14 protein-coding genes are annotated in these 14,040 nt (G+C 58.2%); all 14 read left to right on the top strand.

Annotation, left to right across the window (positions count from 1 at the left end):
- The first annotated feature begins 4 nt into the window (after window positions 1-4).
- Genes nuoG through ACR0D9_RS01440 form a run of 14 tightly spaced genes read left to right on the top strand, consistent with a single transcriptional unit; the run spans window position 5 to window position 14,035 of the window.
- Window positions 5-2,026, top strand: coding sequence for an NADH-quinone oxidoreductase subunit NuoG (gene nuoG, locus ACR0D9_RS01375; protein ID WP_480537451.1), 2,022 nt, complete (start codon window positions 5-7; stop codon window positions 2,024-2,026).
- Entirely contained in the window at window positions 2,023-2,238 is a 216-nt protein-coding gene (locus ACR0D9_RS01380; protein ID WP_480486205.1) for a hypothetical protein, read from the top strand. The genes nuoG and ACR0D9_RS01380 overlap by 4 nt, the downstream gene beginning before the upstream one ends.
- Window positions 2,231-3,268, top strand: coding sequence for an NADH-quinone oxidoreductase subunit NuoH (nuoH, locus tag ACR0D9_RS01385; protein ID WP_117868407.1), 1,038 nt, complete (start codon window positions 2,231-2,233; stop codon window positions 3,266-3,268). The genes ACR0D9_RS01380 and nuoH overlap by 8 nt, the downstream gene beginning before the upstream one ends.
- 1 nt (window position 3,269) lies before the next feature.
- The gene (gene nuoI, locus ACR0D9_RS01390) at window positions 3,270-3,764 is read left to right on the top strand and encodes an NADH-quinone oxidoreductase subunit NuoI (protein WP_267362826.1); all 495 of its coding nucleotides are present in this window, start codon (window positions 3,270-3,272) and stop codon (window positions 3,762-3,764) included.
- Window positions 3,761-4,171 (top strand): carboxymuconolactone decarboxylase family protein, encoded by a 411-nt coding sequence (locus tag ACR0D9_RS01395; RefSeq protein WP_152458579.1) that lies wholly within the window; start codon window positions 3,761-3,763, stop codon window positions 4,169-4,171. The genes nuoI and ACR0D9_RS01395 overlap by 4 nt, the downstream gene beginning before the upstream one ends.
- Window positions 4,168-4,770: an NADH-quinone oxidoreductase subunit J gene (locus tag ACR0D9_RS01400; RefSeq protein ID WP_480506312.1), complete on the top strand. Its 603-nt coding sequence runs from the start codon at window positions 4,168-4,170 to the stop codon at window positions 4,768-4,770. The genes ACR0D9_RS01395 and ACR0D9_RS01400 overlap by 4 nt, the downstream gene beginning before the upstream one ends.
- An 11-nt stretch (window positions 4,771-4,781) precedes the next feature.
- Window positions 4,782-5,315: a hypothetical protein gene (locus ACR0D9_RS01405; protein WP_480537452.1), complete on the top strand. Its 534-nt coding sequence runs from the start codon at window positions 4,782-4,784 to the stop codon at window positions 5,313-5,315.
- Entirely contained in the window at window positions 5,312-5,617 is a 306-nt protein-coding gene (gene nuoK / locus ACR0D9_RS01410; protein ID WP_005984024.1) for an NADH-quinone oxidoreductase subunit NuoK, read from the top strand. The genes ACR0D9_RS01405 and nuoK overlap by 4 nt, the downstream gene beginning before the upstream one ends.
- Before the next feature lie 6 nt (window positions 5,618-5,623).
- On the top strand, window positions 5,624-7,774 hold the full coding sequence (gene nuoL, locus ACR0D9_RS01415) for an NADH-quinone oxidoreductase subunit L (RefSeq protein WP_480537453.1): 2,151 nt from the start codon (window positions 5,624-5,626) through the stop codon (window positions 7,772-7,774).
- The gene (locus tag ACR0D9_RS01420) at window positions 7,774-9,318 is read left to right on the top strand and encodes an NADH-quinone oxidoreductase subunit M (protein WP_480486200.1); all 1,545 of its coding nucleotides are present in this window, start codon (window positions 7,774-7,776) and stop codon (window positions 9,316-9,318) included. Before nuoL ends, ACR0D9_RS01420 begins: the two co-directional genes overlap by 1 nt.
- A 15-nt stretch (window positions 9,319-9,333) precedes the next feature.
- On the top strand, window positions 9,334-10,776 hold the full coding sequence (gene nuoN, locus ACR0D9_RS01425) for an NADH-quinone oxidoreductase subunit NuoN (protein ID WP_480476104.1): 1,443 nt from the start codon (window positions 9,334-9,336) through the stop codon (window positions 10,774-10,776).
- Window positions 10,777-10,830: 54 nt separating this feature from the next.
- A complete protein-coding gene (locus ACR0D9_RS01430) occupies window positions 10,831-11,580 on the top strand; it encodes a biotin--[acetyl-CoA-carboxylase] ligase (protein WP_480486199.1) in 750 nt (249 codons plus the stop codon).
- Window positions 11,581-11,591: 11 nt separating this feature from the next.
- Entirely contained in the window at window positions 11,592-12,371 is a 780-nt protein-coding gene (locus tag ACR0D9_RS01435; RefSeq protein WP_209504438.1) for a type III pantothenate kinase, read from the top strand.
- On the top strand, window positions 12,368-14,035 hold the full coding sequence (locus ACR0D9_RS01440) for a ribonuclease J (RefSeq protein WP_480537454.1): 1,668 nt from the start codon (window positions 12,368-12,370) through the stop codon (window positions 14,033-14,035). Before ACR0D9_RS01435 ends, ACR0D9_RS01440 begins: the two co-directional genes overlap by 4 nt.
- Window positions 14,036-14,040: the final 5 nt, after the last annotated feature.

Genomic DNA, 14,040 nt, shown 5'->3' on the forward strand with positions numbered 1-14,040 from the left:
AGCCATGTCTGACCTCCGCAAGATCAATATCGACGGGCAGGAAATCGAAGTCGATGGTGCGATGACCCTGATACAGGCTTGTGAACAAGCCGGGGTCGAGGTACCGCGTTTCTGCTATCACGAGCGTCTGTCGATTGCGGGAAACTGCCGGATGTGTCTGGTTGAGGTAGTGGGCGGTCCGCCGAAACCGGCTGCCTCGTGCGCGATGCAGGTGCGCGATCTGCGCCCGGGGCCGGAAGGGCAGCCGCCGGTAGTCAAGACGAACTCTCCCATGGTCAAGAAGGCCCGCGAAGGGGTGATGGAGTTCCTGCTGATCAACCATCCATTGGATTGCCCGATCTGTGATCAGGGCGGAGAGTGCGATCTTCAGGACCAGGCGATGGCTTATGGCCTGTCCGGTTCGCGGTTCAAGGAAGCCAAACGCGCGGTTGATGATCTGGATCTGGGACCGCTTGTGGGCACCGCAATGACCCGCTGTATCAGTTGCACCCGCTGCGTGCGCTTCACCACCGAAGTCGCCGGGATCACTCAGATGGGTCAGACAGGGCGCGGTGAGGATGCCGAGATCACCTCGTATCTGAACCAGACGCTGGATTCGAACCTGCAGGGCAACATTATCGACCTGTGCCCGGTTGGGGCACTGACCTCGAAACCTTATGCGTTTACCGCCCGCCCGTGGGAATTGACCAAGACCGAAAGCATCGACGTCATGGACGCGCTGGGATCGAACATTCGTGTCGATACCAAAGGGCGCGAGGTGATGCGCTTCCTTCCTCGCAATCATGACGGAGTGAATGAAGAGTGGATCAGCGACAAAACCCGCTTTGTCTGGGACGGGTTGCGGCGTCAGCGACTGGACAAGCCTTACATCCGCGAAAACGGTAAGCTGCGCCCGGCCTCATGGTCCGAAGCACTTACCAAGGCCGCAGAAGCGCTGAAAGGTGCTGAGAAGCCAGCCGGTATCGTCGGTGATCTGGTACCGGTTGAGGCCGCATTCGCATTGAAACAGATGATCGAAGGGCAAGGCGGAGTTGTTGAGTGCCGCACCGATGGGGCCAAGCTTCCGGCCGGGAACCGTGGCGCATATGCCGGGACCGCCGCGATTGAAGACATCGATACGGCCGAGCGTATTCTTCTGATTGGCACCAACCCGCGCGATGAAGCACCGGTTTTGAACGCGCGTATCCGCAAGGCGTGGGCGCACGGGGCCGAAGTCGCTTTGGTAGGTCCAGCGGTCGATCTGACTTATGCGTACCATCATGTGGGCGATGACCGCGCGGCGCTGCAAAAGGTTGTCGACATGGGGGGCGACGATGAAATCAGGGGCAAACGCTCGCTGGTCATCATCGGGCAGGGAGCGCTGCAGGAGGCGGATGGTGCCGCTGTTCTGGCTGCCGCGCAAACAATTGCCGCAAATACGGAAAGCGGCCTGATCATTCTGCATACTGCGGCGTCGCGCGTGGGCGCGATGGATGTGGACGCCACAAACGCAGGCGGCATGGAAGCGATCAATGCTGCGGATGTGATCTATAACCTTGGTGCGGATGAGGTCGAAATCGGCGAAGGCGCGTTTGTGATCTACCAGGGCAGCCACGGAGATCGGGGCGCACACCGCGCAGATGTGATCCTGCCGGGCGCGGCCTATACTGAGGAAAACGGTATGTTCGTGAATACGGAAGGCCGTCCGCAACTGGCGATGCGTGCCGGGTTTGCGCCGGGTGAGGCCAAGGAAAACTGGGCCATCCTTCGTGCGCTGTCGGCTGAACTGGGGGCGACGCTCCCCTATGACTCGCTGGCGCAGTTGCGCACAGCCTTGATCGAGGCGGTCCCCCATCTGGCCCGCATCGACGAGGTGATCGAGAACGAGGTTCAAGCGCTTGAGGCCGGATCTTTGGGCCAGGCGACCTTCCGCAACGCGATCAAGGATTTCTATCTGACCAACCCGATCGCACGGGCCTCGCAACTGATGGCCGAGCTGTCGGCGCAGGCGCAGGTCCGCAAAGCCGAGAAGATTGCGGCGGAATGAACCATAGCAGTTTCATATCGCAAGCCAGCGCTGTGGTTGGGTCGCACCTGACTGCGCCGGAAATGTGCGGGAAACGAAAGAAAAAGGGTGGCGCTATGGCGGCAGATGCTGTTTACACCAACGCGCCGACCCAGCCGCAGTTTGCGCAGGCATCTGGCCTTTGCATCGCGCGCGAAAAACGGAATACCCACGGTGTGAGGACCAATGGCTGAATTCTTTAACACCCCCGGCGGAATAGCCATCATCATTCTGGCGCAAGTGCTTGCTGTTGTTGCCTTTGTGATGATCTCGCTGTTGTTCCTTGTTTATGGCGACCGCAAAATCTGGGCCGCTGTCCAGATGCGCCGCGGGCCCAACGTGGTCGGCGTCTACGGTCTGCTGCAATCGGTGGCGGATGCGTTGAAATACGTCGTCAAAGAGGTCGTTATCCCCGCAGGAGCCGACCGCACGGTTTTCATACTCGCGCCGCTCACCTCTTTCGTGCTGGCGATGATCGCCTGGGCGGTGATCCCGTTCAACGATGGCTGGGTCCTGTCGGATATCAACGTCGCAATCCTCTATGTCTTCGCCGTATCCTCGCTTGAGGTTTATGGCGTGATCATGGGCGGTTGGGCGTCGAACTCAAAGTACCCGTTCCTCGGCTCGTTGCGCTCTGCCGCGCAGATGATTTCGTACGAGGTCTCCATCGGCCTGATCATCATCGGTGTGATCATCTCGACCGGGTCGATGAACTTTGGCGATATCGTGCGGGCGCAGGATGGGTCGTTCGGGTTCTTCAGCTGGTACTGGCTGCCGCACTTCCCGATGGTCTTCCTGTTCTTCATCTCGGCGCTGGCTGAGACAAACCGGCCTCCGTTTGACTTGCCCGAAGCGGAATCGGAGCTTGTGGCGGGTTATCAGGTCGAATACTCGGCCACGCCTTTCCTGCTGTTCATGGCGGGTGAATACATCGCAATTTTCCTGATGTGCGCGCTGACCTCGCTGCTGTTCTTCGGCGGCTGGCTGTCGCCGATCCCGGGCCTGCCCGATGGTGTTTTGTGGATGGTCGCCAAGATGGCGTTCTTCTTCTTCATCTTCGCGATGGTCAAGGCCATCACTCCCCGCTACCGCTATGACCAGCTGATGCGGCTGGGCTGGAAAGTGTTCCTGCCATTCTCGCTGGTCTGGGTGGTGTTCGTGGCCTTTGCGGCGAAATTCGACTGGTTCTGGGGCGCATTTGCCCGTTGGAGCGTAGGAGGCTGATATGGCAAACATCGATTACACCCGCGCTGCCAAATACTTCCTACTGCAGGATTTCTGGGTCGGAATGAAACTGGGTCTGAAGTATTTCTTCGCTCCCAAAGCCACCGTGAACTACCCGCACGAAAAGGGCCCTCTGTCCCCGCGTTTCCGCGGTGAACACGCACTTCGCCGCTATCCGAATGGCGAAGAGCGCTGCATCGCCTGTAAACTGTGCGAGGCGGTCTGCCCGGCGCAGGCCATCACCATCGACGCCGAACCGCGAGAAGACGGCAGCCGCCGCACCACGCGCTATGACATCGACATGACCAAGTGCATCTATTGCGGCTTCTGTCAGGAAGCATGCCCGGTTGATGCCATCGTCGAAGGCCCGAACTTTGAATTCGCCACGGAAACCCGGGAAGAGCTGTTCTACGACAAGGAAAAACTCCTGTCGAATGGCGAACGCTGGGAAGCCGAGATCGCGCGCAATCTGGAACTGGACGCTCCGTACCGATGACTGACAGCCCGACAAATCCGTTCGAGCTGATGATGAAGCAGGCTCAGGACATGGCCAAGGCGATGAACCCGGCGATGGAAAGCTTCTCGCCCAAAGGGTTCGAGGCGCTGTGGCCGACGATGCCGAAAGAGGTCATGGAGATGATGTTCGGCAACACCGTCAACAAAGACGGGCTGGATGCCAAGACCCGCCTGCTGCTGACGCTGGCCGGACTGACCTGTCAGGGCGCGCAGGCGGATTCGGCGGTGCGCCAAACCGTGCGCCACGCGCTGGAAGCGGGTGCCAAGAAACAAGAGATCGTGGAAACGATCGGTCAGATGTCGGTCTTTGCCGGCATCCCGGCCATGACCCGCGCGCTGGATCTGGCGCAAGAGGTCATGGGCGACAACGAGGATGAGGATCAATGACCGTCTTTGCCTTCTACCTGTTTGCCATCAGCGCCATCACCGGCGGGCTGTTCACGGTGATCAGCCGCCAGCCGGTGCACTCGGTCCTGTGGCTGATCCTGGCGTTTCTGTCCTCGGCAGGGCTGTTCGTGCTGCTGGGGGCCGAGTTCGTGGCGATGCTGCTGGTCATCGTCTATGTCGGCGCGGTCGCGGTTCTGTTCCTCTTCGTGGTGATGATGCTGGACGTGGATTTTGCCGAGCTCAAGGCCGAAATGGCGCGCTATATGCCGCTGGCCCTGCTGATTGGTCTGATCATCCTGATGCAGTTTGTCATGGCCTTCGGGGCATGGGACAGCGCGCAGGGCGCGGCGGCCAATCTGGCGCAACCCGTTCCAGCGGACCGCCACAACACCGAGGCGCTCGGCGTCATTCTTTATGATCAATACTTCCTTCTGTTCCAACTGGCGGGCCTGATCCTGCTGGTGGCCATGATCGGCGCCATCGTTCTGACTCTGCGCCACCGCAAGGACATCAAGCGTCAGGACATCATAGGCCAGATGATGCGCGACCCGGCCAAGGCGATGGAATTGAAGGACGTGAAACCGGGGCAGGGGTTGTGAGAGGCGAACTCTTGAAAGTTTTAGCCATGACGGCTTGTCTTGCGCTAGCTCCGGCGTCGCTGTTGGCGTGTGAGAGTGCGCCGCAGAACGAGGGTTACAAGTTAAAACGAATGAACTCCGATTGCAGCTTTGTAAATGGCGGTAGAGGGCAATTCGAAACGTTCTCCGGAGAAGCCGTAGTCAATATTGGCAATGGACGCATTGGACAACGTGTGAATGCCGGAGACGGTTGCAGCCCGAAACAAAGCCTGTTCTTTCAAAACTGCGGCAGCGGAGAAGGTATCGTTATCTATGGAGAATATAGGCCGACCAACATCGCCGGTTACGTGCCAAGTTCTATTGATCTGATACAAAAGCCAGAAGGTCCCATCGGACTAACCTCTGAGACAACAGTAGCCGAACTGAAGCAGATTGCATCCGAACATCGATATTCATTCACGAAAGATATCCGGAAGTTCTTTGCTCGAACCAAAAACCACAAACGTATCGACTACACCTGCGGCTGCAAACTCTACTACCCCGACTCGCCAGGAGCGAAGCTATGATCGGACTTGAACACTATCTTACGGTCGCGGCGACGCTGTTCGTCATCGGCATCTTCGGTCTCTTCCTGAACCGCAAGAACGTCATCATCCTGCTGATGAGCATCGAACTGATGCTGCTGGCGGTGAATATCAACCTCGTGGCGTTCTCCAGTTTCCTCGGCGATCTGGTCGGGCAGGTCTTCACGCTGTTCGTGCTGACCGTCGCGGCGGCTGAGGCGGCGATTGGTCTGGCCATTCTGGTCTGCTTCTTCCGCAACCGCGGCACCATCGCGGTTGAAGACGTCAATATGATGAAGGGGTAAGGGAACATGGAAACCACCATCCTCTTTGCCCCGCTGGTGGGCGCGCTGCTCTGCGGGTTTGGCTGGAGATTCATTGGCGAGAAGGCCGCCATGTGGACGGCCACGGGCCTGCTGTTTCTGGCTTGTCTGCTGTCCTGGATCGTGTTCTTCACATTCGACGGCCACACGCAGCAGATCGAGATCATGCGCTGGATCGAAAGCGGCTCGCTTTCGACAAGCTGGGCCATCCGTCTGGACCGACTGACGGCAATCATGCTGATCGTGGTGACGACCGTCTCGGCGCTCGTGCACCTGTACAGCTTCGGCTACATGGACCACGATCCGCAATGGCGCGAAGGCGAAAGCTATAAACCGCGCTTCTTTGCCTATCTGTCCTTCTTCACCTTTGCCATGCTGATGCTGGTGACGGCGGATAATCTGGTGCAGATGTTCTTTGGCTGGGAGGGCGTCGGCGTCGCTTCATACCTGCTGATCGGGTTCTATTATCGCAAGCCTTCGGCCAACGCGGCGGCGATCAAGGCCTTTGTGGTCAACCGGGTCGGCGACTTTGGGTTTGCTCTGGGCATCTTCGCGCTGTTCTTCCTGACCGACAGTATCAATTTCTCGGACATCTTCGCCTCTGCCCCTGCCCTGGCCGAAGAAAAGCTGCATTTCCTGTGGGGGGAATGGACCGCGATCGAAGTGATCTGCGTTCTGCTGTTCATCGGTGCGATGGGTAAATCGGCGCAGTTGATCCTGCACACATGGTTGCCGGACGCGATGGAAGGCCCGACGCCTGTGTCAGCGCTGATCCACGCTGCGACCATGGTGACCGCAGGTGTCTTTTTGGTCTGCCGCATGTCCCCGCTGATGGAGTTCGCACCGGGCGCAACAGGGTTCATCACTGTTCTTGGGGCCTCGACTGCGTTTTTTGCGGCCACTGTTGGTCTGGTTCAAACCGATATCAAACGTGTCATCGCGTATTCGACCTGTTCCCAGTTGGGCTACATGTTTGTGGCGGCGGGCGTCGGCATGTATTCGGCGGCGATGTTCCACCTGTTCACGCATGCCTTCTTCAAGGCGCTGTTGTTCCTTGGGGCCGGTTCCGTGATCCACGCGATGCATCACGAACAGGAGATGACCGAATATGGCGGTCTGCGCAAAAAGATCCCCTATACCTTCTGGGCGATGATGATCGGCACTTTGGCGATTACCGGTGTTGGCATCCCGCTGACCACCTTTGGTTTTGCCGGTTTCCTGTCAAAAGACGCAATTATCGAAAGCGCCTATGCGGGCGGATCAAGCTATGGCTTCTGGTTGCTGGTCGTCGCTGCCGCGTTCACCTCGTTCTACAGCTGGCGTCTGATCTTCCTGACGTTCTATGGTGAGCCGCGCGGCGACAAGCACACGCATGATCACGCACATGAAAGCCCGATGGTGATGTTGGTGCCGCTGGGAGTTCTGTCGCTGGGTGCGGTATTCGCGGGCATGATCTGGTACGGAAACTTCTTTGGCCATGCGGACAAGGTTGGCAAATTCTACGGTATTCCGGTTGCAGAAGCTTCAGAGCATGCCGAGGCCGGTGATCACGCGGCGGCGGATGCGTCGCACGGTGAGGACAGCCATGCGGATGAAAGCCATGCGGCTGACAGCCATGCTGATGAAGGTCATGGTGAGAAGGATGTCAAGGGTGGCGATCATCACTATGTCTTTGCGGGCGAGCCGGGTGAAGGTGCGCTTTATATGGCGCCGGACAACCACATTCTGGACGATGCGCATGCGGCCCCGAAATGGGTCAAGGTTTCACCCTTCGTCGCCATGTTGCTTGGCTTTGTCGTGGCCTATTGGTTCTACATCGTGAACACATCGCTGCCGGCACGTCTGGCCGCAAATCAGCGTCCGCTGTACCTGTTCTTGCTGAACAAATGGTATTTCGACGAAATCTACGACGCGATCTTTGTCAAACCCACTATCGCTCTTGGCCGGTTCCTGTGGAAACGCGGTGACGGCAACACGATTGACGGCTTCCTGAACGGGGTTGCAATGGGCGTTGTTCCCTTCTTCACCCGCCTCGCAGGCAAGGCGCAGACCGGGTACATCTTTACTTACGCCTTCTGGATGGTTTTGGGCATTGCGGCCCTTGTCACCTGGATGTCGATCGGCGGAGGCGCACACTAATGGACAATATCCTATCTATTGTCACCTTTATCCCCGCCATCGCAGCAGGCATTCTGGCGCTGTTCCTGCACGGCAGCGACGTCGCAGCGCAGCGCAACGCCAAGTGGATTGCATTGCTGGCGACAACTGTGACGTTTCTGGTGTCAATTGGCATCTACACAGGCTTTGATCCTTCGAACACCGGCTTCCAGATGGTGGAAGAGGGTGAATGGCTGATGGGTCTGAAATACAAGATGGGTGTGGATGGCATCAGCGTTCTGTTCGTGTTGCTGACCACCTTCATCATGCCGCTGACCATTCTGGCCAGCTGGAATGTGACAGACCGCGTCAAGGAATACATGATTGCCTTCTTGCTGCTGGAAACGCTGATGCTGGGCGTGTTCATGGCGCTGGATCTTGTGCTGTTCTACCTGTTCTTCGAGGCGGGTCTGATCCCGATGTTTCTGATCATCGGTATCTGGGGCGGCAAGGATCGTATCTATGCCAGCTTCAAGTTTTTCCTTTACACCTTCCTTGGCTCGGTACTGATGCTGGTGGCCATGGTCGCGATGTATGCTGACGCGGGCACCACGGATATCGAAGCTCTGATGGCCCATCAGTTCGCATCCGAGAGTTTCAGCGTGTTGGGTGTCTATGTCACCGGCGGTATGCAGACGTTGATGTTCCTGGCCTTCTTTGCATCTTTTGCGGTGAAAATGCCGATGTGGCCGGTGCACACCTGGTTGCCCGATGCGCACGTTCAGGCGCCGACGGCGGGCTCGGTTGTGCTGGCGGCGATCCTGTTGAAGATGGGCGGCTACGGCTTTCTGCGGTTCAGCCTGCCGATGTTCCCGGTTGGCTCGGCGGTGATGACTGATCTTGTGCTGTGGATGTCAGCCATAGCGGTTGTCTACACCTCGCTGGTGGCATTGGTGCAGGAAGACATGAAAAAGCTGATCGCGTATTCCTCTGTCGCGCATATGGGCTTTGTCACGATGGGCATCTTTGCTGCGAACCAGCAAGGCATTGACGGCGCGATTTTCCAGATGCTGAGCCACGGGTTTATTTCGGCCGCGCTCTTCCTCTGTGTCGGCGTGATCTATGACCGGATGCACACCCGCGATATCGATGCCTATGGCGGTCTGGTCATCCGGATGCCCGCCTATGCACTGGTCTTCATGCTGTTCACCATGGCCAATGTCGGACTGCCGGGCACCAGCGGGTTTGTTGGTGAGTTCCTGACACTCATGGGCACATTTCAGGTCAACACCTGGGTGACTGCAGTTGCGGCGACCGGTGTGATCTTTTCGGCAGCCTACGCGCTGTGGCTCTATCGCCGGGTCGTGTTTGGGGACCTGATCAAGGAAAGCCTGAAGGCGATGACCGACATGAGCTCTCGCGAGCGGCTGATTTTTGCCCCGCTGATCGTAATGACGATCCTGTTGGGGGTCTACCCGTCGCTGGTGACCGATGTGATCGGGCAATCGACGACGGCACTCATTTCGAACTATGACACGGCTCTGGCCGCGGCTGAGGCTGCGACCCAGACTGCCGCTTCGCATTAAGGGAGCTTTGGAGACATGATCCAGGCTGATCTGACAATTATCCTGCCGGAAATCGTTCTGGCGATCTATGCGATGGTGGCTCTGTTGGGGGCAGTCTACACGTCGAAAGACGGGCTGGCTTCGGTTCTGGTCTGGACCACGGCGGGCCTGATGGCGGTCCTGGCGATCTGGATCGCCACCCAGGGCAGTGGCACCAACGTGGCCTTCAACGGCATGTTCGTAGATGACGGGTTCGCGCGTTTTGCCAAAGTTGCCATCCTTTTGTCGGCAGGTGCCGTTCTGGTGATGAGCCAGGAATACATGGCGCGCCGGGGTCTTCTGCGCTTTGAATATCCGCTGCTGGTGGCGCTTGCTGCCGTTGGTATGATGATGATGGTCAGCGCGGGCGATCTGATGTCTCTTTACATGGGGCTCGAGCTGCAATCCCTTGCGCTGTATGTTGTTGCCGCGCTGCGTCGTGACAGTGCGAAATCAACCGAAGCAGGGCTGAAATACTTTGTTCTGGGCGCTCTCAGTTCAGGTCTGCTGCTGTATGGTGCGTCGCTGGTCTATGGGTTCACCGGCACGACACTGTTCTCGGGCATTATTCAGACGGTCCATCATGGGGACGTCTCGGTTGGTCTGTTGTTTGGCCTGATCTTCCTGATCTCGGGTCTGGCATTCAAGGTGTCGGCGGTTCCGTTCCATATGTGGACGCCAGATGTCTATGAAGGGTCGCCGACGCCAATTACGGCTTTCTTTGCCACCGCGCCGAAAGTCGCAGCAATGGCCTTGTTTGCACGTCTTCTGCATGACGCCTTCGGAGGCGTGGTCAAAGACTGGCAGCAAGTGATTGTTTTGCTGTCGGTGCTGTCGATGCTGCTGGGGGCGGTTGCCGCAATTGGTCAGCGCGACATCAAGCGACTGATGGCGTTCTCGTCGATTGCCCATATGGGCTATGCGCTGATCGGTCTGGCGGCTGGTACCGAGTTGGGTATTCAGGCGATGCTGATGTATCTGGCGATTTACGTGACCATGAACATTGGCACGTTTGCGTTTATCCTGATGATGGAACGCGACGGCAAACCCGTCACTGACATTGATGCGCTGCGCCAGTATTCCAAACGTGATCCGGGCAAGGCCCTTGCTGTTCTGATCCTGATGTTCTCGCTTGCCGGTGTCCCACCGATGCTGGGTTTCTTTGCGAAGTTTGGTGTTTGGCGGGCTGGTGTAAGTGCCGATTTGACCGGCCTTGTTGTGGTCTCAGCCATCGCATCGGTAATTGGCGCCTTCTATTACCTGCGGATCGTGTTCTACATGTATTTCGGGGCCGAGAACGAGGACCCGATCGAAACGCGGTCGACACCCGTTCTATGGGTCGCCCTGATGGGATCCGCGGCGCTGATGCTGATCGGGGTCTTCTATCAGTTCGGGATCGAGGGCGCGGCCGCTGCCGCGGCGGCGACTCTTGTCAACTGAACGTTTTGCACAATCTGAGAGAGGGGCTCGGTCGCGTGACCGGGCCTTTTTGATATGACCAAGTGGCCACAAGGCTATGGTCTGCACGAAGTGCAGGAAGTCGATAGCACGCTCAACGAAGCGGCGCGGATTGCCCCCAATGCCCGTGGTCCTGTCTGGATCATGGCGCATCATCAGACGGCTGCGCGTGGACGACGCGGACGGTCATGGGCCAACCCCATGGGCAACCTTGCAGCGACCCTTCTGATGCGCCCCGAAGGTGCGCCAGAACAGGCGGCACTGCGCAGTTTTGTTGCGGCATTAGCCCTGTTTGACGCTTGTGTCTCTGTGACGGGGCGTGCCGCGGGGTTGTCGTTGAAATGGCCCAATGACGTACTACTGAACGGAGGTAAGCTTGCTGGTATTTTGCTGGAAAGCGCCGGTCAGGGGCGCGGTGTAGCGCATCTGTCGATCGGTATTGGCGTGAATTTGGCCAACGCCCCAGACGCCGACGTGGTAGAACCGGGCGCGATCCGTCCCGTCTCGCTGTTGTCGGAAACCGGTGCAAACGTCACGCCCGAGGATTTTCTGACCGAGCTTGCCTCGGCCTATGCCAAATATGAAACTCAGTTTGTTACCTACGGGTTCGAACCCATTCGCACTGCGTGGCTGTCCCGTGCTGCCCGGCTGGGCGAGGTTATCACGGCCCGTACCGGCACGTCTGAGACGGTTGGGACCTTCGAAACGGTGGACGCAGCCGGTAACCTTGTCTTAAACACCGCCAAAGGTCGCGTGAGCATTCCTGCGGCGGATGTCTATTTCTGAAAGGGGCACAGATGCTTCTGGCCATTGATTGCGGCAATACCAACACAGTCTTCTCGATCTGGGATGGTCAGGAATTTCTGTGCACCCTGCGCACCTCGACCCATCACGCACGCACGGCGGACGCCTATTTCACCTGGTATTCGACGCTGGTGAAACATTACGGGATCGAGGCGAATATCTCGGATGTCATCATTGCCTCGACCGTGCCGCGCGTCGTGTTCAACCTGCGCATCTTTGCTGATCGCTTTTTTGGGTGCAGGCCGCTGGTGGTGGGAAGGCCGGATTGCCTGCTGCCCGTGCCGCCGCGTGTGGATCAAGGAACTGTGCCGGGCCCGGATCGACTGGCCAACGCAGTTGGCGCATTTGACCGTCATGGCGGCAATGTCGTCGTGGTGGACTTTGGTACCGCAACAAATTTCGACGTTGTCGCCGCGGACGGTGCCTATGTGGGGGGCGTCATCGCTCCGGGTGTGAACCTCAGCCTTGAGGCTTTGCATCAGGGCGCAGCCGCACTGCCGCATATCGACATCACGCGTCCCGAGAAGGTGATCGGTACAAATACGGTTGGTTGTATCCAGTCGGGCGTGTATTGGGGATATTCCGGCCTGATCGAAGGGCTGATCGCGCGGATCAAGGCCGAATATGGAATGCCGATGAAAGTCGTGGGAACCGGAGGGTTGGCCCCCTTGTTCGATCAGGCCGACGTGGGGTTCGACGTAATCGAAGATGATTTGACGATGCACGGCTTGACCGTGATTCATCGCTACAACAAGGAAAATGGCTCGATATGAGCAGTGAAAGATTGATCTACCTGCCGCTGGGTGGCGCGGGCGAAATTGGCATGAATGCCTATGTGTACGGATATGGTCAGCCCGGGCAGGAACGCCTGATCCTGGTGGATCTGGGCGTCACCTTTCCCGATATGGACACAACTCCGGGCGTCGACCTGATCTATGCGGATATTTCATGGTTGAAAGAACGGGCCGACCGGCTGGATGGCGTTTTCATCACCCATGCGCATGAAGATCATGTCGGCGCGGTGGCTCATTGCTATGAGGCTCTGGGAGCTCCGATCTATGCCCGGGCTTTCACGGCCAATATCGCGCGTCGCAAGATGGAAGAATATGCGCACCCGACCGATGCGGTGACAACCGTGTCCGCTTGGCCTGAAACGGTTTCAGTCGGACCGTTTACGGTGGGTTTCCTTCCGGTTTCACACTCGATCCCGGAAAGTGCTGCGTTGGTCATCGACACGCCCGCAGGGCGCGTGGTGCATTCGGGTGATTTCAAGCTGGATGCAAACCCGGTCGTGGGCGAAGCCTTTGACCCCGATCTATGGGCCGAGATTTCCAAGCCGGGTGTCAAGGCGTTGGTTTGCGACAGCACGAATGTTTTCTCGGCGCATCCGGGCCGTTCGGAATCCGAGGTTGGGCCAGAGATTACAAAGCTAGTCGAAAACGCCGAGGGTATGGTTGTGGCTACCACCTTCGCGTCGAACGTGGCACGGGTTAAAACATTGGCCGAGGCGGGCGCACGCGCGGGGCGTTCAGTTGTGTTGCTGGGGCGCGCAATGCGGCGGATGATCGAGGCCGCGACTGAAACCGGTATCCTGTCGGACTTCCCCAAGGTGATCAGCGCGGAAGAGGCGCTGGACCTGCCGCGCCAGAACCTGATGCTGATCGTGACCGGCAGCCAGGGCGAGCGCCGTGCGGCAAGCGCGCAACTGGCCCGCGGCAAGTACCGTGGTCTGGAACTGTCCGAAGGCGACCTGTTCCTGTTCTCGTCAAAAACCATTCCCGGAAATGAACGTGGCGTGATTTTCATCATGAACCAGCTCAGTGAAAAGGGCGTGGATGTGGTGGATGACAGCTCGGGCCTCTATCATGTCTCTGGCCATGCGAACCGGCCCGATCTTGAGAAGGTGCACGCGCTGATCGATCCGCAAGTTGTGATCCCAATGCATGGAGAGCACCGGCACCTGCGCGAACATGTCAAACTGGCTGAGCAGGGTGGCAGAACGGGTGTGCTGGCCGTGAACGGCACCATGCTGGATCTCAGCGGCAATGCACCCGTGGTGATCGACTATGTCGAAACCGGGCGTACCTATCTGGACGGTACAGTGAAAATCGGTGCGATGGACGGTGTGGTACGGGACCGTATTCGCATGGCGCTGAACGGCCACGTAACTGTGACAGTCGTTCTGGACGAAGAAGACGAGCCGCTGGGCGAACCGTGGTGCGATACGATGGGTCTGCCCGAGGTTGGAACGTCCCGGGCCGGATTGGTCGAGGTGTTGGAAGAAGACCTGAACCAGTTCCTGATGCGGGCGGCAGCCAAGACCCTACGGGATGACGACAAGCTGGAAGACGAAATGCGCCGGATTGTGCGTCAGACGGCAAAAGCGGAAATCGGCAAAAAACCCGAAGTGACGGTGGTTGTCAGCCGGATGCGGTGAAACTG

The organism is Ruegeria sp. AK11 (assembly GCF_056541095.1).

Coding starts and splice junctions, on each gene's coding strand:
- nuoI (WP_267362826.1), top strand. CDS start 3,270: ATGGCAAACATCGATTACACCCGCGCTGCCAAATACTTCCTACTGCAG.
- ACR0D9_RS01380 (WP_480486205.1), top strand. CDS start 2,023: ATGAACCATAGCAGTTTCATATCGCAAGCCAGCGCTGTGGTTGGGTCG.
- ACR0D9_RS01440 (WP_480537454.1), top strand. CDS start 12,368: ATGAGCAGTGAAAGATTGATCTACCTGCCGCTGGGTGGCGCGGGCGAA.
- nuoK (WP_005984024.1), top strand. CDS start 5,312: ATGATCGGACTTGAACACTATCTTACGGTCGCGGCGACGCTGTTCGTC.
- nuoH (WP_117868407.1), top strand. CDS start 2,231: ATGGCTGAATTCTTTAACACCCCCGGCGGAATAGCCATCATCATTCTG.
- nuoN (WP_480476104.1), top strand. CDS start 9,334: ATGATCCAGGCTGATCTGACAATTATCCTGCCGGAAATCGTTCTGGCG.
- ACR0D9_RS01430 (WP_480486199.1), top strand. CDS start 10,831: ATGACCAAGTGGCCACAAGGCTATGGTCTGCACGAAGTGCAGGAAGTC.
- nuoG (WP_480537451.1), top strand. CDS start 5: ATGTCTGACCTCCGCAAGATCAATATCGACGGGCAGGAAATCGAAGTC.
- ACR0D9_RS01400 (WP_480506312.1), top strand. CDS start 4,168: ATGACCGTCTTTGCCTTCTACCTGTTTGCCATCAGCGCCATCACCGGC.
- ACR0D9_RS01395 (WP_152458579.1), top strand. CDS start 3,761: ATGACTGACAGCCCGACAAATCCGTTCGAGCTGATGATGAAGCAGGCT.
- ACR0D9_RS01435 (WP_209504438.1), top strand. CDS start 11,592: ATGCTTCTGGCCATTGATTGCGGCAATACCAACACAGTCTTCTCGATC.
- nuoL (WP_480537453.1), top strand. CDS start 5,624: ATGGAAACCACCATCCTCTTTGCCCCGCTGGTGGGCGCGCTGCTCTGC.
- ACR0D9_RS01420 (WP_480486200.1), top strand. CDS start 7,774: ATGGACAATATCCTATCTATTGTCACCTTTATCCCCGCCATCGCAGCA.